The organism is Nocardia beijingensis NBRC 16342, assembly GCF_001612785.1.
In the GTDB taxonomy this organism is placed as follows: Bacteria; Actinomycetota; Actinomycetes; order Mycobacteriales; family Mycobacteriaceae; genus Nocardia; species Nocardia beijingensis.
The window spans coordinates 141,872-162,672 of the sequence record NZ_BDBC01000007.1; the positions used below are offsets into that span (position 1 = coordinate 141,872).

At 69.5% G+C, this 20,801-nt stretch carries 22 protein-coding genes; 14 read left to right on the forward strand and 8 right to left on the reverse strand.

The annotated features are described in order from the left end of the window. Window positions 1-51: 51 nt before the first annotated feature. Window positions 52-1,887 carry an acyl-CoA dehydrogenase gene (locus NB3_RS03615; RefSeq protein WP_067796393.1) on the reverse strand — a complete coding sequence of 612 codons (1,836 nt, stop codon included), beginning with the start codon at window positions 1,885-1,887 and terminating at the stop codon, window positions 52-54. An 824-nt stretch (window positions 1,888-2,711) separates the two neighbouring features. Here NB3_RS03615 and NB3_RS03620 point away from each other — a divergent pair. Further along, on the forward strand, window positions 2,712-3,332 hold the full coding sequence (locus tag NB3_RS03620) for an alpha/beta hydrolase family protein (RefSeq protein WP_067796396.1): 621 nt from the start codon (window positions 2,712-2,714) through the stop codon (window positions 3,330-3,332). On the opposite strand, the gene NB3_RS03625 is transcribed toward NB3_RS03620, so the two are convergent. The 4 genes from NB3_RS03625 to NB3_RS03640 all read right to left on the reverse strand — a co-directional run bounded on the left by NB3_RS03625 (window position 3,307) and on the right by NB3_RS03640 (window position 7,372). After that, on the reverse strand, window positions 3,307-3,981 hold the full coding sequence (locus NB3_RS03625) for a class I SAM-dependent methyltransferase (RefSeq protein ID WP_067796399.1): 675 nt from the start codon (window positions 3,979-3,981) through the stop codon (window positions 3,307-3,309). The two genes, NB3_RS03620 and NB3_RS03625, sit on opposite strands and share 26 nt — an antisense overlap. 49 nt (window positions 3,982-4,030) lie before the next feature. Beyond that, window positions 4,031-5,239, reverse strand: a complete 1,209-nt coding sequence (locus tag NB3_RS03630) for an erythromycin esterase family protein (protein ID WP_067796402.1) — start codon at window positions 5,237-5,239, stop codon at window positions 4,031-4,033. Window positions 5,240-5,333: 94 nt separating this feature from the next. Beyond that, window positions 5,334-6,440: a glycoside hydrolase family 183 protein gene (locus tag NB3_RS03635; RefSeq protein ID WP_067796604.1), complete on the reverse strand. Its 1,107-nt coding sequence runs from the start codon at window positions 6,438-6,440 to the stop codon at window positions 5,334-5,336. A 176-nt stretch (window positions 6,441-6,616) separates the two neighbouring features. After that, complete coding sequence (locus NB3_RS03640; RefSeq protein ID WP_067796405.1) at window positions 6,617-7,372, reverse strand: crotonase/enoyl-CoA hydratase family protein; 756 nt, start codon at window positions 7,370-7,372, stop codon at window positions 6,617-6,619. Window positions 7,373-7,489: 117 nt separating this feature from the next. Between NB3_RS03640 and NB3_RS03645 the strand changes: the two genes are divergently transcribed. Genes NB3_RS03645 through NB3_RS03655 form a run of 3 tightly spaced genes read left to right on the forward strand, consistent with a single transcriptional unit; the run spans window position 7,490 to window position 10,421 of the window. After that, window positions 7,490-9,019 carry an acetyl-CoA acetyltransferase gene (locus NB3_RS03645; RefSeq protein WP_067796408.1) on the forward strand — a complete coding sequence of 510 codons (1,530 nt, stop codon included), beginning with the start codon at window positions 7,490-7,492 and terminating at the stop codon, window positions 9,017-9,019. Beyond that, window positions 9,016-9,780 (forward strand): crotonase/enoyl-CoA hydratase family protein, encoded by a 765-nt coding sequence (locus NB3_RS03650; protein WP_067796411.1) that lies wholly within the window; start codon window positions 9,016-9,018, stop codon window positions 9,778-9,780. The genes NB3_RS03645 and NB3_RS03650 overlap by 4 nt, the downstream gene beginning before the upstream one ends. Continuing rightward, window positions 9,765-10,421 carry a TetR/AcrR family transcriptional regulator gene (locus NB3_RS03655; RefSeq protein ID WP_084485715.1) on the forward strand — a complete coding sequence of 219 codons (657 nt, stop codon included), beginning with the start codon at window positions 9,765-9,767 and terminating at the stop codon, window positions 10,419-10,421. Before NB3_RS03650 ends, NB3_RS03655 begins: the two co-directional genes overlap by 16 nt. 12 nt (window positions 10,422-10,433) lie before the next feature. Here NB3_RS03655 and NB3_RS03660 read toward each other — a convergent pair whose 3' ends face one another. Next, window positions 10,434-11,225 (reverse strand): alpha/beta fold hydrolase, encoded by a 792-nt coding sequence (locus tag NB3_RS03660; RefSeq protein ID WP_067796417.1) that lies wholly within the window; start codon window positions 11,223-11,225, stop codon window positions 10,434-10,436. Between the two features lie 110 nt (window positions 11,226-11,335). Here NB3_RS03660 and NB3_RS03665 point away from each other — a divergent pair, with 110 nt between their 5' ends. The 4 genes from NB3_RS03665 to NB3_RS03680 all read left to right on the forward strand — a co-directional run bounded on the left by NB3_RS03665 (window position 11,336) and on the right by NB3_RS03680 (window position 13,038). Beyond that, the gene (locus NB3_RS03665) at window positions 11,336-11,560 is read left to right on the forward strand and encodes a hypothetical protein (protein WP_039802891.1); all 225 of its coding nucleotides are present in this window, start codon (window positions 11,336-11,338) and stop codon (window positions 11,558-11,560) included. Then, window positions 11,547-11,843, forward strand: coding sequence for a hypothetical protein (locus NB3_RS03670; protein ID WP_067796420.1), 297 nt, complete (start codon window positions 11,547-11,549; stop codon window positions 11,841-11,843). The genes NB3_RS03665 and NB3_RS03670 overlap by 14 nt, the downstream gene beginning before the upstream one ends. Window positions 11,844-11,970: 127 nt before the next feature. Next, on the forward strand, window positions 11,971-12,300 hold the full coding sequence (locus NB3_RS03675; RefSeq protein ID WP_244891755.1) for a hypothetical protein: 330 nt from the start codon (window positions 11,971-11,973) through the stop codon (window positions 12,298-12,300). Between the two features lie 108 nt (window positions 12,301-12,408). After that, window positions 12,409-13,038: a hypothetical protein gene (locus NB3_RS03680; RefSeq protein ID WP_157111489.1), complete on the forward strand. Its 630-nt coding sequence runs from the start codon at window positions 12,409-12,411 to the stop codon at window positions 13,036-13,038. A gap of 30 nt (window positions 13,039-13,068) precedes the next feature. Here the strand turns inward: NB3_RS03680 and NB3_RS03685 are convergent, their stop codons facing one another. Further along, entirely contained in the window at window positions 13,069-13,371 is a 303-nt protein-coding gene (locus NB3_RS03685) for a DUF1905 domain-containing protein (RefSeq protein WP_067796428.1), read from the reverse strand. A gap of 31 nt (window positions 13,372-13,402) precedes the next feature. Here NB3_RS03685 and NB3_RS36025 point away from each other — a divergent pair, with 31 nt between their 5' ends. The 3 genes from NB3_RS36025 to NB3_RS03700 are packed head-to-tail and all read left to right on the forward strand — an operon-like array spanning window position 13,403 to window position 16,306. Further along, window positions 13,403-13,621 (forward strand): hypothetical protein, encoded by a 219-nt coding sequence (locus NB3_RS36025; protein WP_067796431.1) that lies wholly within the window; start codon window positions 13,403-13,405, stop codon window positions 13,619-13,621. 31 nt (window positions 13,622-13,652) lie between these two features. Then, window positions 13,653-14,876 carry an acyl-CoA dehydrogenase family protein gene (locus tag NB3_RS03695; RefSeq protein WP_067796611.1) on the forward strand — a complete coding sequence of 408 codons (1,224 nt, stop codon included), beginning with the start codon at window positions 13,653-13,655 and terminating at the stop codon, window positions 14,874-14,876. Further along, entirely contained in the window at window positions 14,873-16,306 is a 1,434-nt protein-coding gene (locus NB3_RS03700; protein WP_067796608.1) for an LLM class flavin-dependent oxidoreductase, read from the forward strand. Before NB3_RS03695 ends, NB3_RS03700 begins: the two co-directional genes overlap by 4 nt. Before the next feature lie 61 nt (window positions 16,307-16,367). Here NB3_RS03700 and msrC read toward each other — a convergent pair whose 3' ends face one another. Continuing rightward, on the reverse strand, window positions 16,368-16,850 hold the full coding sequence (gene msrC, locus NB3_RS03705) for a free L-methionine (R)-S-oxide reductase MsrC (protein WP_067796433.1): 483 nt from the start codon (window positions 16,848-16,850) through the stop codon (window positions 16,368-16,370). 98 nt (window positions 16,851-16,948) lie between these two features. Here msrC and NB3_RS03710 point away from each other — a divergent pair, with 98 nt between their 5' ends. The 3 genes from NB3_RS03710 (at window position 16,949) to NB3_RS03720 (ending at window position 20,800) form a co-directional block, all read left to right on the forward strand. After that, complete coding sequence (locus NB3_RS03710; protein WP_067796436.1) at window positions 16,949-18,340, forward strand: styrene monooxygenase/indole monooxygenase family protein; 1,392 nt, start codon at window positions 16,949-16,951, stop codon at window positions 18,338-18,340. 127 nt (window positions 18,341-18,467) lie between these two features. Further along, complete coding sequence (sfnG, locus tag NB3_RS03715; RefSeq protein ID WP_067796439.1) at window positions 18,468-19,583, forward strand: dimethylsulfone monooxygenase SfnG; 1,116 nt, start codon at window positions 18,468-18,470, stop codon at window positions 19,581-19,583. Then, window positions 19,583-20,800: an SfnB family sulfur acquisition oxidoreductase gene (locus NB3_RS03720; RefSeq protein ID WP_067796442.1), complete on the forward strand. Its 1,218-nt coding sequence runs from the start codon at window positions 19,583-19,585 to the stop codon at window positions 20,798-20,800. Before sfnG ends, NB3_RS03720 begins: the two co-directional genes overlap by 1 nt. The last annotated feature ends 1 nt before the right edge of the window (window position 20,801 follow it).

Below are 20,801 nucleotides of genomic sequence, written 5' to 3' on the forward strand. Positions count from 1 at the left end.
CAACGGCCCGGAGAAGATCTCCGGGCCGTTGCCGTCAGGTTGTGCGAAGCGTCAGAACGCGGCTTCGTCCAGCTCCATGATGTCGTTGTCCAGGTTGGACAGCACCGCGCGAGTGGCGGTCAGCTCCGGCAGGATGTTGCGGGCGAAGAACTGCGCGACCGCGATCTTGCCGTGGTAGAACGCCTCGTCGGCGCCGGTCGCGCCGTTGTCGAGCGCCGCGATGGCGACCTCGGCCTGACGCAGCAGCTGCCAGCCGATGAGCAGGTCACCCACCGAGAGCAGGAACCGAACCGAACCCAGGCCGACCTTGTACAGCTCGCTCGGCTGCTCCTGGGCGCCCATCAGGTGACCGGTGAGCGTGGCGGCCATGGCCTGCACGTCCTCAAGCGCGGTGGCCAGCAGCTTGCGCTCGCCCTTGAGGCGGCCGTTGCCCGCCTCGGAGTCGATGAACTTCTGCACCTGGCCGGCCACGTGGGCCAGCGCGACGCCGCGATCGCGGGCGATCTTGCGGAAGAAGAAGTCCTGCGCCTGGATGGCGGTGGTGCCCTCGTAGAGCGAGTCGATCTTCGCGTCGCGGATGTACTGCTCGATCGGGTAGTCCTGCAGGAAGCCGGAACCGCCGAGGGTCTGCAGCGACTCGGTCAGGTACTGGTAGGCCCGCTCGGAGCCGACGCCCTTCACGATCGGCAGCAGCAGGTCGTTGACCCGCGCGGCGAGATCGGCGTCCGCGCCCGAGACCAGCTGAGCGACATCTTCGTTCTGGTGGGCGGCGGTGTACAGGTACACCGCGCGCAGGCCCTCGGCGTACGCCTTCTGGGTGGCCAGCGAACGACGGACGTCCGGGTGGTGGGTGATGGTCACGCGGGGCGCGGCCTTGTCGGTCATCTTGGTCAGGTCGGCGCCCTGGACCCGCTCCTTGGCGTAGTCCCGCGCGTTCAGGTAACCGGTCGACAGGGTCGCGATGGCCTTGGTGCCCACCATCATGCGGGCGTGCTCGATGACCTCGAACATCTGCGCGATGCCGTTGTGCACCTCGCCGACCAGCCAGCCCTTGGCCGGAACGCCGTGGCCGCCGAAGGTGACCTCGCAGGTGGCCGAGACCTTCAGGCCCATCTTGTGCTCGACGTTGGTGACGAAGACGCCGTTGCGCTCGCCCAGCTCACCGGTCTCGTGGTCGAAGTGGAACTTCGGCACGAAGAACAGCGACAGGCCCTTGGTGCCCGGCCCTGCGCCCTCGGGGCGAGCCAGCACCAGGTGCATGATGTTCGGGAACAGGTCGTCGGAGTCGGCGGAGGTGATGAACCGCTTGACGCCCTCGATGTGCCAGGAGCCGTCCTCCTGCTTGATCGCCTTGGTGCGGCCTGCGCCGACATCGGAGCCCGCGTCGGGCTCGGTCAGCACCATGGTGGCGCCCCAGCCCTGCTCGGCGGCGATCTGCGCCCACTTCTTCTGCTCGTCGGTGGCGTTGTTGTAGAAGATGTTCGCGAAGCCGGGACCGGCGGCGTACATGAAGGCGGCGGGCTGCGCGCCCAGGATCAGTTCGGCGATGGCCCAGTAGGCGGCACGCGGGATCGGCAGGCCGCCCAGCTCCTCGGCGATGCCCAGCTTGTCCCAGCCGCCGTCCTGCAGGGTGCGGTAGCTCTTCTTGAACGACTCGGGCAGCGTGACCGTGTGGTTCTGCGGGTCGAAGACCGGCGGGTTGCGGTCGGCGTCGGCGAACGACTCACCGAGCGGACCCTCGGCCAGGCGACGCACCTCGTTGAGCATCTCCTTGACCGTGTCGGTGTCGAGATCGCCGTAGGCGCCGCTGTCCAGGATCGACCCGAGGCCGAGGACCTCGAAGAGGTTGAACTCCAGGTCGCGGACGTTGCTCTTGTAGTGACCCATTGTCAGTACTCACTCTCCGTTGAGTTGGTGCGGTCGGTATGGTTGCCGTTCCCGCCCGTTGTTCGCTCCACCGGGGTAGTCGTGCCGGTTTTCCGCATGCTACTCGCGGGTAACTTATGAAACATATTACCGGCCGGTAATGACTGCGCAAAGTGTCAAGCCGCCGAATGTGACGCGTTTTACAGTGTCTGATGGCCGCGACTTCGTCGCGGCGTGTTCGCGGCCCCCTCATGGCTCGCGTCCGAGCGACCGCCGCTTGCTCCTCCGTCGCCTACGCGGCGGCCGCTCGAACGCAAGCCGGGCCGCGAACGGCGGATGCGCGGTCTCGCTTCGCTCGAAACCTGTGGTCCAGGTGCGCTGGGCGCGTTGGTCGCGGAGCTACTTACCAGGCGCGCGGTGGAAGTGGATGGCTGGCGGCTCGCCGTGGCTGCTGCTGCTCCTTCGTCGCGGATGTGGTGGCCCTCGGACGCGGGGCGGGGCGCGTCGGTTTCGGCGAGCGAACCAGGAGGACTCGACTCGTCGAATCTCGGCACGCACTGTCGTGCGCTGATCAACTGCCCGAGTTGGCGGGGACCGGCGCGCACGGTCTTACCGGCCACCAGCTCCGATCTCGGGCATGCAGTCGAGAGTTCGCACGCTTACGCGCCCAGCGCACCGCCACCACGTCTTTCGAGCGAAGCGAGACCGAGCATCCGCGTTCGCGGCCCGGCTCGCGTGTGCGCGGCCGCCGCGTCCGCGACGAAGGAGCAAGCGGCGGTCGCGCACACGCGAGCCACCAGAGGGCCGCGAACACCCAGCGCCGCAGGCGCTGGAAAATAAACACCGTGCTGATCGAGACGAGTGCCGGGCCGGCTGAGGTCGAGCTCGAACAGCCGCGTAAGCCCGCGTTTCTGCTCGTGCTCACGCATGGGTCCGGGGGTGGGGTGGAGGCGAAGGACCTGCTCGCGGTGCGTGACGCCGCGTTGCGGCTGGGGGGTGGGGTCGCGCGGGTGGTGCAGCCGTATCGGGTTGCGGGGCGGCGGGCGCCGGGGTCGGCGGTGCAGCAGGACGAGGCTTGGCTGGAGGTTGTCGCGCGGTTGCGCGGGCGCAAGCGCGTTCCCCTGATTCAGGGTGGGCGCAGCAACGGCGCGCGGGTGGCTTGTCGTACTGCCGTCGCGGCGCGGGCCCGTGGCGTCCTCGCGCTCTCGTTCCCACTGCATCCGCCCGGTAAGCCGGAGAAGTCCCGGCGGGACGAGCTGCTGGCTCCGGGAGACATCGAGGTGGTCGTCGTCAACGGGGGCAACGATCCGTTCGGCATCCCCGATCCGGCCGACGCCGCCGAAGTCCGCGTCATCCCGGGACAGCCGCACGCGTTCCGCGCGGGCTTCGACCTGATCGCCGAGACCGTGACCCCGTGGCTGGAGCGCTGGTCCTGCACTCCTACTCGGCCGGGCGGGTGGCGATGACCAGCGCGTCGATGGCGTCGCCCAGCTCGGTGGGCCGGTAGACGCGGTCGGCGAGGCGCACGCGCACCTCGTTCGCCGCCGCGAGCGGGCCGAGGTCGGCCACGATGTCGTCGGGAGTGAACAGGATGGACGGGTCCTGCGGCCCGCCGCAGCCATCGGTGATGTTGGTGGTGTCGTGGCCGAGCACGAGCAGGGTGCCTTCCGGCGCCAGCAGGCCGGCCGCCTTGCGGACCAGCGCGCGGCGCTGCTCGGCGGGCAAATGCAGGAAGACCATCAACACCAGCTCGAACGGCCCGGTGATCCCCGCCTCGTCCAGGTCGGTGACGTCCGCGCACTGCCAGGTGATGCGACCGCGAACCGAACGGGACAACCGCGACGCCACGGTGCGGCCCTTGTCGATGCCGACTTGGGAGTAGTCCACGGCGTGCACCTGCCAGCCGTGCGTGGCGAGCCACAACGTGTTGCGACCCTCGCCGCACGCCAAGTCGAGAGCGCGTGGGAACTCCGGCGCTTCCCCCTCGGGTGTGGCGGCTTGCAGCGGCGCACGGCGTTCCAACCCGTAGACATGCTCCACCACGGTGTTGTTCGGCGGTGCGCCCCAGACCAATTCCGTTTGCGCGTAGCGCTCGTCCCAGTCGGCCGCATCCATATTTCGAGTCTATTGATCGCGCGGCCCGCGCCCGGCGGGGTTGCCCGAGTCAGTCCGATACCTGCGAGAGCCAGTGCACCGGCGTGGTCTCGCGCACGTGGATCAGCACGTCGAACGCACCGGCGAGCGACGAGAGCCGGATATTGGCCGTGGCGTCGGCAGACGGGTCGTAGACGCCGCTGATGGTGCGCAACTTCGCCGGGCCGGTCAGCCAATCCTGGACCGGCAGCGGCGCCGCGGCGTGCAGATCCACGTAGTAGGCGGGCAGGTCGACCTCGCCCAGCGCGGCATCGACCAGGTCGGGCTGCGGGTCGGGGGCCACGGCCGCGCCGAGGTCGCCGTGCTGGAAGCCGATGCCGACGGACAGGTATCCGTCGCCCAGCTCGGCGCGCAAATGGCTTCCGGCGCCGTGGAATTCGGCCGAGCCGAAGACGATCGGAAGGCTGGTGGTGTGCGCGAGGCCGTCCCAGTAGACGATCTTGGCGCCGGTCGAGCGCTGCCATGCCAGCACGGTCTCGGCGGCCGGCCGCTCGTCGCGGGCGAACCCTCGGCTCGCGACGCTCTGGCGGTGGAAGTCGAGGATCAGGCGAGCGTGGGCGAGCGCCGTGGCCCGCTCACCGGTGTCCGGCACTGCCGCGAGCAGCGCGAGGGCGTCTTCGGCGTGCTCGGTGAACGGGCGACCGGGGTGGATGCCCTGATGACGTTGGACGTGTTCGTCGACTTGATGTGCGGTGCGGATCGGCGCGAGGTGCGCCTCGATCGCGGCGAACCGATCGGGAGCCGCGCGGCGCACGTAGTCGAGCACCGCGTCGTAGTCGCTCGGCTCGGCACGAGGCGGTTCGACGCCGAAGACGCGTACCGGGTCCTGCGGATGCGCCAGGTTGTACGCGCGCATCCAGCGCAGCGCGGCCACCGATTCCGCGGTGCGCCACGGGCGCCAGGCTCCGGCGAGCACCGTTTCGGGATCGCCCTCGCCCGTGGTGACGTACCGGTCCCAGCGTTCGCCGGAACGCGCGCTGTCCTGGATGGCCAGCGCACGGAAACCGTGCCGTTCGACCAGCGCGCGGAACAGCCGCTCGCGCACGCCGAAGGTCTGCCGGGAGAACCGCGTCGACTCACCGAGCCCGACCACCGTGGCGGCGGCGAGCCGCGCGAGCAAGGCGTCGAGTTCGGTGCCGACCGCGTCCGGCTCGGAACTGTCGATCGCGACGGCGTTGTCGCGCAACCAGGCGCGAACGTCGACGGTGGTGCTGGACATGGTGCCTCCCGGAGGGTGGAAGATCCGACGCGAGCAGCCTCATACATGAACCATTGTTGAGGTCAAGCGTCGCGTCGGATCACCCGGTTCCGGGTCACAGCGTCGTGCGCATCAGCAGGACGTTGTACTGGCTGTGTACGGTCGTGAGGAAATACAGATCGCGCCCGGTCTGGTACGGAAAGATCGAAGGCGCGTAGGCGCTGGGCAATTCGCGGGTATCGATCAGCACCTCTGGTTCACTCCACGGTCCGGCCGGCGCGGACGCGCGCCGCATCACCACGGAATTGAACCGGTCGGTGGTGAGCGAAATGTATTGCCCCAGATAGGCGTTGTACATCACCGACAATTCGCCGACGCCGAACATGATGGGCGCCGCGGCATTCACGTCGCCCTTGCGCCACGCTCCGCCGTCCCAGTATTCGTATTCGGCGAGATTCCCGATGTCCTGCGCGCGCACGCGGGCGACATGGGCGGTGTGATTGCGTCCGGACCGCGTGCCGTATTCGTAGATGTAGCCGCCGTCGGCGAGGAAGGCGTTCATCTGGAAGTTGGCGTTCCCGCCCTCGTTGTTCCTGCGCGTCTCCGGCAGTTCGGCCCAGGTCTCGCCGTTGTCCCCGGAGACGGCGAGACCGGAGAAGTTGGTGCTCCACTGGCCGACGTCGTCCCAGCTCTTCACCGACATCAGGCTCATGTACTGCACACCGTCGACGGCGATGCCCGCGGTGGGAATCCGGCTGATCTCCAGGAAAGGAATCTTCGGACTGGCGATCAGATCGCGCGCCTGACCGAACATGTCGCGCACCACGCTGTCGAAGAAGATGCCATCGGCCGGGTCGGTGGTGTGGCTGCGCAGCAGGATATTGCTGCGCCAAGCCCACATGCTGCCCGCGAGCAGATTGGGAAAACCGACGCCGGCGGTGTCGCCGAACGCCGTGAGCATTTCGCCGTGCCCGTTGTCCCACATGATGCCGAGGTCGGTGCCGAGAACGTTGTAGGACTGCGTGTTGTTCGGGCTGGCCATGCCGGTCACCTGGAAGACCGCTTTGGTGCGGCCCAGCAGATTCGGCAACCCGGTCGAGCCGTTGAGCACCGGGATCGGATTGATGGCGTTCGGATTCGCGATGGCGGGTGTAGACGCCGTGATGAGCAGGACAGAGGCGCCCGCCAGCGCCGAGAGCAGGAAGGATGCGGTCTTGATCACTGTCTGTGAGCCCTCCGGTTTCTTCCCGAGAGCGGTGCTGAACACGGACGTCCCGCGATACACAGACCCTTCGCAGTGTGCCGCGCACCACTAGTCGACTGGCTGGCAAATCGTGCAAATGGTAGCAGCGGAACCGGGGGCGCGGAGGCTTCTCGCGCAGAATAGCAAATCTACAGCTAATCCTCGGTACGGCGGCTGCGCGCCTTGCGGAGGATCAGGGGAAGTTGGGTCGCGCGCTCGATGGCGAGCGTTCGCCGAGTGGATGCTCGCCAGGACTTCTCGAAGAGTTTCTTGGCGGAGGCGACCGCGTGCGGGGACCGCGTCGCGAGGCGGTCGGCGAGCTTCTCGGCCTCCGCGACGGGGTCCGGCGTCAGTTCGGTGACCAAGCCGATCCGTGCGGCGCGATCCGCGTCGACGAGGTCGGCGGTCATGGTGAGCAGGAGGGCTTTGTCCATGCCGATCAGCCTGGATAGCGTTGCCGCTCCGGTCATGTCGGGGATCAGGCCGTGCTTGGCCTCCATGGCGGAGAACTCGGCGTCGGGGGTGGCGAAACGGACGTCGGCGGCGAGCGCGAGTTGGAGACCGCCGCCGTAGCAGCGTCCGTGCACCGCCGCGATCACCGGCACGGGCAGGCGGCGCCAGGCCCAGCACGCCTCCTGGAAGGCGTTGGTGCCTCGCCAGGGTAGCGGCACGAAGTTCCGAACGATCGCCAGCGGGTCGCTCATCGCCGCGGAGATGTCCAGTCCGCTGCTGAAGCTCGGGCCGTTGCCGGACAGGATGACCGCGCGCACCTCGCTTCTGCGGGCCACCAGCTTCGCGTTGGCAACCAGGTCGTGGAGCATGTCGATGGTCAGGCCGTTGTGCTTGTCCGGCCGGTCCAGCGTGACGTACGCGCGGTGGCCGTCGAACCGCACGGCGATGTGGGTGCCCATGGCCGAATCTTACTGTTGAGTCAGTTCTGCGGCGCGCCCTGTTGCCGTCGTCTCCGGCCTCTGTTCTAATCGAACTCGAATTACCGTCAATGCTGACGGTAATGGAGCGGAGGACGCATGCTGCCAGCCGGAATGGACCCGAGGACGCCGGTGCTCGTCGGCGCTGGGCAGGTCGTACACCGACCGGGTGAGCCGGGCTTGCCCGGCCCCGTCGAACTCGCCGCCGAATCCCTGCGCCGCGCGGGCGCCGACAGCGGCGTCGGCGACCGATTGCTGCGCTCGGCCGATCTGATCGCCGCCGTCGCCCCGGTCAGCCGCCCCTACGGTGACCTGGGCGCGCTCGTCGCGGCCGACCTTGGCGTCAGCCCGAAAAGGACTGTGCAGTCGGTGCGTTTCGGCGGCGACGCGCCGCAGCGGCTGCTCAACGTGGTCGCGCAGGCCATCGCCGACGGCCGCTCGGAGGTCGCCCTGCTCACCGGAGCCGAAGCGGTGTACTCCGGCAACACGGCCGCCCGCTCCGGCACGGCGGTGCACTGGCCGGAACAGCCGGAAGACGTGGCTCCCGACGAGATCATCGGCTCCGATCGCGGGCCGAACTCCGACATGGAGACCGCCGCCGGCCTGTGGGGCCCGGTGTACTTCTACGCGCTGATGGAGACGGCCCTGCGCCGCAGGCTCGGGTCGACCGAAGCCGCGCACCGGGAGCGGATCGGCGGACTGTGGTCGCGGCTGTCGGAGATCGCGGCACGCAATCCGTACGCGTGGCAGCCCGCCGCGCAGTCCGCCGCCGAACTCGTGACGCCCGCGCCGGCAAACCGGATGGTGTCGACGCCGTATCCCAAGCTGCTGGTCGCGAACCTGACCGTGGACCTGGGCGCCGGGCTTATCCTGTGCAGTGCGGCGGCGGCCGACGCCGCCGGTGTGCCGCGGGACCGCTGGGTGTTCCCGCACGCGGGCGCCACCGCGACCGACGAGTGGTTCGTCTCCGAGCGGGCGGACATGTCCCGCTCGCCCGCGATCGCCGCGGCGGGCGCGGCGGCCCTCGGCGCGGCGGGGATCGTGATCGACGACGTCGCGCACGTCGACCTGTACTCGTGCTTCCCCGTGGCGGTGCAGATCGCCGCCGAGGAACTCGGCCTGCCGATCGACGATCCGGCCCGGCCGCTGTCGGTCACCGGCGGTCTGACCTTCGCGGGCGGGCCGGGCAACAACTACACGACGCACTCGATCGCGACGCTGTCGGGCATCCTCCGCGCGGACCCCGGCGCGTACGGCCTGGCGACGGCGCTCGGCTGGTACAGCACCAAGCACGGCGTCGGGGTGTACTCCACCGAGCCGCCGCGGCGGCTGTTTCGTGCGATCGAGGCGCAGGTGCCCGCGGCGCGGCGGGAACCGGCGCCCGGGTACACCGGCCCCGCCACGGTCGAGGCGTACACCGTCGCCTACCGAAAAGGCCCCGCGCCGGACCGCGCCGACGAGCCGGAAGCCGTTGTGGTGAGCGCGCTGACGCCGGAGGGGACCCGCATACTGGTCCGGGCGTCGGATGACGGCACCCTCGCGGCGTTCACCGCGGGCGATCCGCTCGGCGCGGACGCCGAGATCGCCGCGGACACGTTCACCCTGCTCACCGAGAGGAGCGCCCGATGACCGACTCGGTCCTGATCGAGCGGCGCGACGCGATCACCGTGCTGACGGTCAACCGCCCCGAGGCGCGCAACGCGATCAACCTGGCCACCGCGCAGGCCATCGAGGCCGCCGTCGACGAGTTCGAAGCCGACCAGGCCGCACGCGTGCTCGTGCTCACCGGCGCGGGCGGAACCTTCAGCGCCGGAATGGATCTCGTCGCCGCGTCGAAAGGCGAGATGCCGATGACGCAGCGCAGGGGCCCGCTCGGCATCACGGCGAAGCCACCGGCGAAACCGATGATCTCCGCGGTCGAGGGCTTCGCGCTGGCCGGTGGTTTCGAGCTGGCGCTCGCGGGTGACCTCATCGTCGCCGCGCGCGACGCGCAGTTCGGCATCCCCGAGGTCAAGCGCGGTCTGGTGGCCGCGGGCGGTGGCGTGCTGCGCCTGACCCAGCGGCTGCCGCGCAGCACCGCCGCCGAACTCGCCCTCACCGGAGGACGGATCGGCGCCGAGCGGCTCTACCAGCTCGGTTTGGTCAACCGGGTCACCGATCCCGGCGCGGCGCTGTCGGTGGCGCTGGAACTCGCGGCCGAGATCGTCGCCGCCGCACCGCTCGCGGTGGCCGCGAGCAAGCGCATCATCGACGAGTCGCCGGATTGGCCGGTCGCGGAGGGGTTCGCGAAGCAGGGCGAGATCGCCCTGCCCGCCCTGATCTCCAAGGACGCCGCCGAAGGCGCTCTGGCGTTCGCGCAGAAGCGCGAGCCCCAGTGGCAGGGCCGCTGACGGCGGGACACGTCCGGCAGCCGCAGGCGCAGCGCAGGGAGCGCATGCGCGCGCGGCTGCTGGACGCGGCGGTGGAGAGCCTGGTCGAGGTCGGTTACGCGGGCACGACCACGCTCGAGGTGCAGAAGCGGGCGGGCGTGCCGCGCGGCACGTTGCAGCACTATTTCCCGACCAGGGCCGACCTGCTCGCCGGCGCCGTCGAACACGTGGCTCGCCGCCGATTCGACCAGCTGACCAGCGAATTCGAGGCCATTCCCGACGACGCGGACCGGCTGGAGACGGCCGTCGAGCTGACCATGCGGATGCTCAGCGGCCCGTCGTTCTGGGCGGCGCTGGAGATGTGGGTCGGCGCGCGGACCGACCCGGAGCTGCGCGCGGCGTTCCTGCCGCTGGAGGTTCGCCTGTTCGAGCTGATGCACACCAGTATCCGCGACAGCTTCCGGCGCGAATTCCCGGACGATCCCCGGGTGCCGACGATCACCGAGTTCACCATCGAGATCATGACCGGTCTGGCCCTGCGCGTGCTGCTCACCGGCGACTTGTCCCGCAACCGGCTGCTGCGGCATCGGTGGGGCAACGCCGTGCGCGTCCTGCTCGGCACGGCCTCCGCGGACACGTTGCTCGACCCGCCCGCCGACTGAACCGGGCGGACGCTACCGCACGCGGGTGATCGTCTCGAGCAATACCTGGGCGCACCCGGCTGGGTCGTCGAAGAACGGCGTGTGCCCGCTGCCGTGCAGGGTGACGTGCTCGGCGTCCGGCAGCACGGTGCGCGCCCTGCGGCTCTGCGTCGCGTAGGTGAGCAGGATGTCGCGGCTGCCCCAGGCGATGGTCACCGGAATGTCGGCCAGCGAACCCAGTTCCGGCAGCCGGACGTGGGTGAACGAGGCGATCGCCTCGTCGAAGCCCGCGGCGTCGGCCGCGCCGAGCGCGGTCTCCAGCGCCACCTTCGCATCCAGCGCCCACGGCTTGCCGAAGACCAGCGAGAGGAAGAGGGTCCGGCCCGCGGCGGTGCCGAGGACGGACGGCAGGGCGGGCCGCAGCTTGCGCGCCAGCGCCCGCGACTTGCCCAGCGACTGCTGGCACCACACGCGTCCGGCGGTGTCCCAGAACCCGATCGGGGAGTAGGCGGTCACCGAGCGGGCCAGCCCGCGAGCGCCCAATTCCAGCGTGATCAGCCCGCCCATCGAGTTACCGGCGAGATGCGGCTGTTCGATCCCTTGCGCGGCGAGGAATTCGGCGAGCGCGTCGGTCAGGTTGGGCACCGTGTTGTGCGCGAGCGGCTGCGTCGTACCGCCGAAACCGGGCAGGTCGACGGCGATCACCTCGTACGACGCGGCCAGGGTGTCGATGATCGGCTCCCACACCTGCCACCGGCTTCCGACCCCGTGTACCAGCACGATCGGGTCACCCGCGCCGACGCGGTGATGGTGCAACGTCGTCATGCGGCAACCCTAACAGCAGTCAAGTGTCATCAGTTGGGATCGCGCAGTCGTTCGGCCGGTCGTCGCGGAGGGCTGGCGCCGGGGCTCGCGGCGTCGGTACGATAATTGGTATGGCAACGCGTAAGGTCACCCTTTCGCTGGACGAAGCCGCTTGGTCGTATGCCGAACAGGCGGCCGCTCGAGCGGGAATGTCGCCGTCGGCTTGGATTTCGAAAGCCGCGCGACGGGAGGCCGTGCGCACCGGGGTCGGTCCGGTGCCGGATGTGACCGCTGAGGCCGCCGCGGACGCGGCCGAGCTGGCGGCCGCCGAGGAGGCGATGCGTGCGTCGGGGTGAACTGTGGATCTACAACCCGCATGGTTCGCCGCGCCGCCGAACGGTCGTGCTCATCAGCAGTGACGGCATCAACGAATCGCCACGCCCCTGGCTCATCGCGGCCGAGGTGATCGAAGACGATCCGCAGGACATCCTCGCGGTTCCGGTGCAGGAACACGGCTGGGTGCACGCGGGCAACATCGGGCGCATCTTCCGCGGTTGGCTGGCCGAACGGGTGGACGCGGTGGACACCGAGACGCTGGAACGGCTCGACACCGCGTTGCGCGCGGCGATGGACCTGTAGCGAACGGCGCGACATACTCCCCCGCGGTGGTTGCCGCCGGTGACTACCGCCGAAGGCCGGACGGCATTATGGTGACCACGCCACCGACGGTGGTCAGTCGAGGAAGAGGAGTCAGGTGCGGATCTGCATGATCGCCGCGGCGCTCATCGCGCTGCCGGTGCTCGCGGCATGCGGCAGCGACAAGGACACGGCGGCGCCGACGGTGACGCAGGCCGATCTCGCCAAGTCGCTGCAGGACAAGGGCCTCAAGAACAAGCAACTGGCCGAATGCGCCGCGAAGGTGTTCGTCGACCAGGGCATCTCGCAGGCCGGACTGCGCATCATGATCAGCGACGAGTACGACACCAAGGCCCCCAACCAGGAAACGCTGGGGATGAGCGAAGAGGACGCGGACAAGGCGCGTTCGGCCAGCAGTCGCATCGCGAGCGAGTGCATGTCGGCGGCTCAGACGCGCTGAACTCCGGGCCCGGTGGCTCGGTCGGCTTTCGCGTAGCGAGGCGGTACGGCAGACCGTACGTTGTCGCTACGTCGACGCGGGTGTCGACCAGAAGCCGAGGATCCGACCGTGTCACAGCCGCCTTTCCCGACATCGCCGAGTCCGGTGGGATCACCCGCGACGCGACAGGTCACCCCGTCCGGTCGCTGGTTCGCGCTGGGCGGCGCGCTGATCGGCCTCGGCATCATCGGCGGGATCGTCCTCGGCGCTTTCGGTTTCCTCCAGACCTCCGGCCGGATCGACGACTTCCAGCGGGTCAAGGTGCCCGGCTCCGGCGTGGTGAACTTGGCGGAATCCGGCGGTCACACGGTGTATCTGGAGTACTCCGGTGCGTCGTCCCGGGCACCCTCCGGCACGGTCAGCCTGCGAGTGCTCGACCCGGACGGCCAACATGCGGAGTTGCGGAAGTACGACGCGACCATCACGTATTCCTTCGGCAGGCACGAGGGCAGGGCCGGGTTCTCGTTCGAGGCCACGAAGCCGGGCGCCTATCGGGTCACTACGGCGGGTAGTTCGGAGGTGACGGTCGCCATCGGACAGGGGCTCGGCTCGTCGTTCGTCGGCACCCTGCTCGGCGCGCTCGCCCTCGGCTTCGGCGGTGTGGTGCTCGGTGTGCTGGTGATCGTGGTGGGGGCGGTCAAGCGAAGTGCGAACAGGCGCAAAGCCGCGGGATTCCCGGGACGGTCGGTCGAATACTGAACGGCGCGAACACATTCCTGACCGCGCGCCTCAGAGCGCGACGGTGAGTTCGATGCGCGCCGTCGATCCGGCCTCGAGCCCCTCGGCGACCCGCACCGCTTTCTTCATAGGCAGCACGTAGGTCGCTCGCGACTTGTCCGGAAACAGCGACGTGGACCACCGCGAACCGCCGACGACCACATGCACCCGCACCGCGCCGAAGCCGCCGGAGCGATGCGCGTACCGCTCCTCGATCTCATCGGCCACGTCCTCGGGCAGCGAGACGAAATGCCAAGCGGCATCGCCGGGGTGCTCCCAGACTTCCGCCGTGAACGAGTACCGCGAACCAGCCACGTCGCGACTGTAGCGGTGGGCACCGACAGCGATGCACGGCTACGAACTGGGTCTGCGCGCCGACGGCATCTCCATCGGCACTGCCACCAGCTACGACCGCACCGGCCCGCTCGGCACCTGCGCCGTCACCGCGCTGTCCAACGCGCGCAGGCAGGTCGACCTGGCCGCGACGTCTCGCACCGGAGAAGCCGCACGAGGTCCAGCTCCGCGGGTCGGCGACTATTTCGATCGTGCTGCGCGCAACCCGTGAGTGCCCGCCCGGGGTGCGCGATGGTGGGCTGATGACGACCACCGAGGCGAAATCCACCACCGATGCCGAACTGGATGCGATCTTCGGTCCCATCTACGACCGGATCGCCCAGGGCGCCGTGACGCGGGAACTCGATCGCACGCTTCCCTACGACGAGGTCGGACTGCTGCGCGCGGCGAAATTCGGCGCGCTGCGCGTTCCGGTCGAGTTCGGCGGCTACGGCGTCACGGTTCGACAGCTGTTCCGGTTGCTCGTCGAACTCGCCGCCGCGGAATCGAACCTGCCGCAGGCGCTGCGGGTGCACTTCTCCTTCGTCGAGGATCAACTGCTGGCGGAGGAGGGGCCCGAGCGGGAGCGCTGGCTGCGCGCGGTGGCCGACGGCACGCTGGTGGGCAACGCGATCACCGAACCCGGCGTCGGCGCGGTGGACCGCTACCGCACCACGCTGACCCGCGACGGCGAGCGTTGGCTGCTCAACGGTGTGAAGTACTACAGCACGGGCTCGCTGTACGCCGACTACATCCTGGCCGCCGCCGACCGCGACGGCGAGCGCGTGGGCGTGCTGGTGGACGCGAACGCCGAGGGAGTGCGCCAGCACGACGACTGGGACGGCTTCGGCCAGCGGCTGACCGCCAGCGGAACAACGGAATTCACCGACGTGGCGGTGACCGAGGACCGCATCCTCGGCCCCGGCTACGGCGCGCCAGGACCGACCTACGCGACCTCCTACCTGCAACTGGTCCAACTCGCGGTGCTGGCGGGCATCGCCAAGCGCGCCGAGCGGGACGTCCGGGAGTGGGTCGCGGCGCGCACCCGTGGCTACACGCACTCCGCCGCCGACCTGCCGCGGCACGATCCGCTGGTGCAACAGGTGATCGGGCGGCTGTCGGCCGCCGCGTTCGCCGCCGAAGCCAGTGTGCTCGCCGTCGCCGACGTGCTCGACGGGGTGCTCGCGGGCGGAGCGAAGAACGAGAGCGCGGTGGTGGCGGCCGAACTCGCCGCGGCCCGGGCGCAGCTGGCCGTCATCGATCTGGTGCTGCCCGCCACGTCGTCGCTGTTCGAAGTGGGTGGCGCTTCGGTGGTTTCGGAAAAGCTGCGGTTGGACCGGCACTGGCGCAACGCCCGCACCATCTCGGTGCACAACCCGGCGATCCAGAAGGCGCGGGCGATCGGCGATCACCTGCTCAACGGCGCCGATCTGCCCTTCGCGTGGAGCGCGGGCGAACGCGCCACGGCCGCCGGAGACGCGCGGTGACCCGCCGGATCCGGTTCAACGCCTTCGACATGAACTGCGTCGCCCACCAGTCCCCCGGGCTGTGGCGGCATCCCGACGACCAGTCGCACCGCTACAAGGAGCTGAGCTACTGGACCGAGCTGGCGAAGCTGCTGGAACGCGGCCGCTTCGACGGCATCTTCATCGCCGACGTCCTCGGCACCTACGACGTCTACGGCGGCAACGACATCGCCGCGCTGCGCCAGGGCGCGCAGATCCCGGTGGCCGATCCACTGCTGCTGGTCTCCGCGATGGCGGCGGTGACCGAGCATCTCGGGTTCGGCATCACCACCGGCACCGGATTCGAGCACCCGTACCCGTTCGCGCGGCGGCTGTCCACGCTGGACCATCTGACCAACGGCAGGCTCGGCTGGAACGTGGTGACCGGCTATCTGCCCTCCGCGGCCCGTAATTTCGGCGCCGCCGACCAGCTCGACCACGACGAGCGCTACAACCAAGCCGACGAGTACCTCGAGGTGCTCTACAAGCTGTGGGAAGGGTCGTGGGAGGACGACGCGGTGGTCCGCGACGCGGCCGCCGGCGTCTACGTGGACCCGGGGAAGGTGCACCACATCGGTCATCGCGGCACGCACTACACGGTCCCTGGCATTCATCTGTCGGAGCCGTCGCCGCAACGCACGCCGGTGATCTACCAGGCGGGAGCGTCGCCGCGCGGGGTGCGGTTCGCGGCCGAGAACGCCGAGGCGATCTTCATCGCCGGTCCGTCCAAACGTGTCCTCGCGCAGACGGTTTCCCGGATCAGGGACGCGCTGGAGGCGGCGGGACGGGCCCGTGACGCGGCGCGCGTCTACGCGCTCGCGACGATCGTCACCGACGCGACCGACGAGGCGGCGCGGCGCAAGCACGAGGAGTATCTGTCCTACGCGAGCGTCGAGGGCGGGCTGGTGTTCATGTCCGGCTGGATGGGCATCGACCTGTCCCGCTACGACCTCGACGACCCGATCGGCCAAGTCGAGAGCAACGCGATCCAGTCGGCGGTGGCGGCGTTCCAGGAATTCGACGACGACGGGCGGGAATGGACCGTCCGCGACATCGGCAAATGGGCCGGTATCGGCGGCATGGGCCCGGTGTTCGTCGGTTCCGGGGAGACGGTCGCCGACCTGCTCCAGGAGTGGGCCGCCGAAACCGACCTGGACGGCTTCAACCTGGCTTACGCGATCACACCCGGCACCTTCGAGGACATCGTCCGTCACGTGGTGCCGGTGCTGACCGCCCGAGGCGCGTACACCCCTGAGTACACGCCGGGCACGCTGCGCAACGCGCTGTTCGGCGCGGGTGACCGATTGCCCGCCGACCATCGGGGCGCGAGCTACCGGCTGGGCGGTGCGGGATCGACGGCTCTGCCGGACGCGGTCGCGCGGCCGGGAGCGACGATCGAGGCGAACTCCTGACGTGTGCGGACGGCGCCGGAGCCCTCGCGGCCCGGCGCCGTCCGGCTTTCCGGCTGACGAATCAGAGCGCGGCGAGGAATATCTCGGCTAACGCTTCCAGCCCGGCCCGATCGATTTCGTCGAAGCGCTCGGGCAGCGGACTATCGAGATCGAATACGCCGATCAGCGCATCATCGCGGACCAGTGGGACGACTATTTCCGAACGTGTGTCGGCGTCGCACGCGATATGACCGTCGAATGCGTGCACATCGGGAACGAGTTGGGTTGTCCTGGTCTGCGCCGCGGTGCCGCATACGCCTTTCCCCAACGCGATGCGCACACACGCGGGTTTGCCTTGGAACGGGCCGACGACCAGTTCCCGGCCGTCGTAGAAATAGAAACCCACCCAATTCACATTCGGCAGCGCGTGGAATACCAGCGCGGCGAGATTGGCCGCGTTGGCGATGCGGTCGGTCTCGCCCGTGACCAGCGCTTCGGCCTGGGCGGCGAGCCGGCGGTACTGCTCGGTGCGGTCTCCGGTGAGTTCGGCGACGACAAACGACATGGGCCGAATGGTACGCGGTGGGAATTCGCTGTCTGCCCATTGATTCTCGGTGATCGCAACACTCGGCGGCCGCGGTGCGGCCATCGCATCATCCCTGCATGACTTCGCAGCAATCCGTATCCCGTTCCACTCGTTCGGCCGCGGTTATCGGCGCCGGACAGACCGGCGTCACTGCGGCGCTAGGACTCCTCGACGCCGGTTTCGACGTCACCCTTTACAGCGAGCGCGATCAGCGCGCCTTGCGCGACGACGTGCCCGCCACCGGCACCGCGCTCGAATTCGGTGAGACGCAGCAGGCCGAGGCCGCGCTCGGATTGGACAGCTACACCGCGCGGGCGCCGAGGCACACCGGTTTGAGCGTGCGCATCGCGGGGCCCGGCCCCGAGCGTCCCGAATTGATCCAATTCGACGGGCATTTCGACGGATACGTCGGCGTCGCGGTGGACACTCGGCTCAAGGCCGACGAGCGGCTCACCGCGTTCCTGGAGCGCGGCGGCCGGTTCGTGGTCGAGCCGGTGACACCGGAGACGCTCGACGGCATCGCCGCCGCCAACGACCTCACCCTGGTCGCGACCGGGCGCGGCGGGCTGTCGGACCTGTTCCCGGTCGACGCGCAGCGCACCCCTTACGACGCGCCGCAGCGCTCGTTGCTCACCGTCGTCGTCACCGGTCTCGGGCACGACGAGAACGTCTTCGCTCATCGCAGCGTGGCCGGCGGCGCGCACAGCGGCTTCTCCATCCTCGCCGATCAGGGCGAGGGCTGGTGGGGTCCGTACCTGCACAAGGACGCGGGACCGAGCTGGGCCTTCCTCGGCTGGGCGCGGCCGGGCAGCGACTGGGAGAAGCGTTTCGCCGCGGCCGACTCCGCCGAATCGGCGCACCGGATCGTGCAGGACCTCTACCGCGACTACATCGAGTGGGACCTGCCGGAGGTGCTGGCCACCAAAACCATCCCCGAGGACCCGCACTCGTGGCTGAAGGGTGCGGTGCGCCCGGTCGTGCGGTCGGGTGTCGGGCGCACGGCGGGCGGGCACGTGGTCGCCGCGCTGGGTGACACCGCCATCGCCTACGACCCGATCGCCGGGCAGGGCGCGCAGAGCGGCCTGATCCAGGCGCAGCGGCTGGTCGCGGCGGCCGCCGTGCACGAAGGACCGTTCGACGAGGCGTGGATCGCGAAGCAGTACGCCGCGTTCCTGGCCGCGCGCGCCGACGCGGCGAACAAGGTGACCAGGCTGTTCCTCAGCGATCCCGAGCTGGCCGAGGTCGGCAACGCGTTCTTCGCCGCGGCGGCCGTCGACCCGGCGTTCGCTTCGGCGCTGGTCGGCCTGCTGCACCGGCCACAGCCGTTCCTGCCGGTCGACTCGCCGGAAGCGGTCAACGAGTTCATCACGCGGGTCACCGGCGAGGACGCCGCCGCGCTACTGGGCCGGTTCGCGCCCGCGGGCAAGTTCGCCAGGTCGGGCTACTCGCCCGCGCTGGCCGACGCCTGATCCGAATCGCACAGATTCAAAACCTCGTCCCGTCCGGGGGCCGGTGCTGGAGTGGAAGGAGCGCCGGACGCATGCGTGGCGTCCGGCCTCCGATCCGACGGCTACCCCCGATAACCATGGAGCAGCTATGACCACGGAGCAGATCGCCGAGCAGATCCGGTTCGCCTACTGGGTGCCCAACGTCAGCGGGGGACTGGTCACCAGCGACATCGAACAGCGCACCAGCTGGGATTTCGAATACAACAAGAAGCTGGCGCAGGCCGCGGAGAACAACGGCTTCGACTACGCGCTGTCCCAGGTGCGCTACACCGCCTCCTACGGCGCGGAATACCAGCACGAATCCACCTCGTTCAGCCTGGCACTGCTCGGCGCGACCGAACGGCTGAAGGTGATCGCGGCGGTGCATCCCGGGCTGTGGCATCCTGCGGTGCTGGCCAAATTCGGCGCCACCGCCGACCACCTGTCCAACGGCCGGTTCGCGATCAACGTCGTGTCCGGCTGGTTCGCGGGTGAGTTCACCGCGCTCGGCGAGCCGTGGCTCGAGCACGACGAGCGCTACCGGCGCAGCGCCGAATTCCTCGAGGTGATCCGCAAGATCTGGACCGAGGACAACGTGAACTACGGCGGCGATTTCTACCGCATCCGGGACTTCACCCTGAAGCCGAAGCCGCTGAACACTCCGGAGCGGCCGAATCCGGAACTCTTCCAGGGCGGCAACTCGACCGCCGCCCGCCGTAACGGCGGCCGCTTCGCGGACTGGTACTTCTCCAACGGCAAGGACTTCGACGGCGTCACCGAACAACTCGACGACCTGCGCGCCGTCGCCCGCGCCAACGACCGCGAGGTGAAGTTCGGGCTCAACGGCTTCATCATCGCCCGCGACACCGAGAAGGAAGCCCGCGACACTCTGCGCGAGATCATCGAGAAGGCGAACAAGCCCGCGGTGGAGGGTTTCCGCGACGCGGTGCAGCAGGCAGGCGCGTCCACTCAGGACCGCAAGGGCATGTGGGCCGACTCCACGTTCGAGGACCTGGTGCAGTACAACGACGGCTTCCGCACCCAGCTGATCGGCACGCCGGAGCAGGTGGCCGAGCGGATCGTCGCCTACAAGCAGCTCGGCGTCGACCTGATCCTCGGCGGATTCCTGCACTTCCAGGAGGAGATCGAGTACTTCGGCGCGAAGGTGCTCCCGCTGGTGCGCGAACTGGAAGCCGCGCAGCGGCCCGTCGCGGCGGTGAACTGATGACCGCGGTCGCCGCCGATCGCATCCTGTCGGCGGCCCAGGCGTTCGCGGTCGCCCAGCGGCTCGCGGCCGGCTTCGCGCCGGGCGCCGCCGAACGCGATCGGGAGCGCGCGCTGCCGTACGCGGAGGTCGATCGGCTGGCGGCCAGCGGTCTGCTCGCGATCACCGTGCCCGCCGCACACGGCGGCGCGGATCTGCCGCCGAGCGCGGTGGCGGAAGTGACGCGAATCCTCGCCACCGCCGACCCCAATATCGCGCAGATCCCGCACAGCCACTTCGTGTATGTGAATCTGCTGCGGCTCGCCGGTACGACGCGGCAGCAGGAGCGGTACTTCGGGCGGGTGCTCGACGGCGGGCGCATCGCCAACGCGCAGTCCGAGCGCGGCGGCGCGACCGTCGCCGACATCGCCACCACCTTGCGGCCGGTCGGTGACCGATTCCGGGTGGACGGCGTGAAGTACTACTGCACCGGGTCGCTGTTCGCCGATCTGTTCGCGGTGCTGACCCGGCTGGACGACCCGGAAGGGCGCAGCGGTCTCGAGCCGGGCGAGTACATCGTCTACCTGCCCGCCGGCACTCCCGGCGTGCGCGTCGTGGACGACTGGAACGGGATCGGGCAGCGCACCACCGGCAGCGGAACGGTGTCCTTCGACGAGGTGCTCGTCGACCGTGACCAGGTGATTCCCCGCTCCGGCGCGGTGCGAGCGCCCACCGGCTACGGCGCGTTCGCGCAATTGCTGCACGCCGCCATCGACACCGGCATCGCGCGGGGCGCCCGCACCGCCGCGACGGAATTCGTGCGCACGAAGAGTCGTCCGTGGTTCGAAGCCGGAGTGGCGAACGCGGTGGACGACCCGCTGTTGATCCAGCGTTTCGGTGAATTGTCCGTCGCGGTGACCGCAGCGGAGGCGACCCTCTCCTCGGCCGGATGGACGTTGGACGCGGCTATCAGGATCGACCAGAGCGCAGCGAAGGTCGCCCAGGCGTCGCTGGCCGTGGCGACCGCCAAAGTGCTCGCCGACCGCGCCGCCAACGACGTGTCCGCCGCGCTGTTCGAGGTCGCCGGAACGCGCAGCGCCGCAGCGGATCTCAATCTGCACCATTTCTGGCGCAACGCGCGCACGCACACCCTGCACGATCCGGTGCGCTGGAAATACCAGCACATCGGCCGGGCCTTGCTGCACGACGCCGCGCCTCCGCTCCACGGTGTGATCTGAA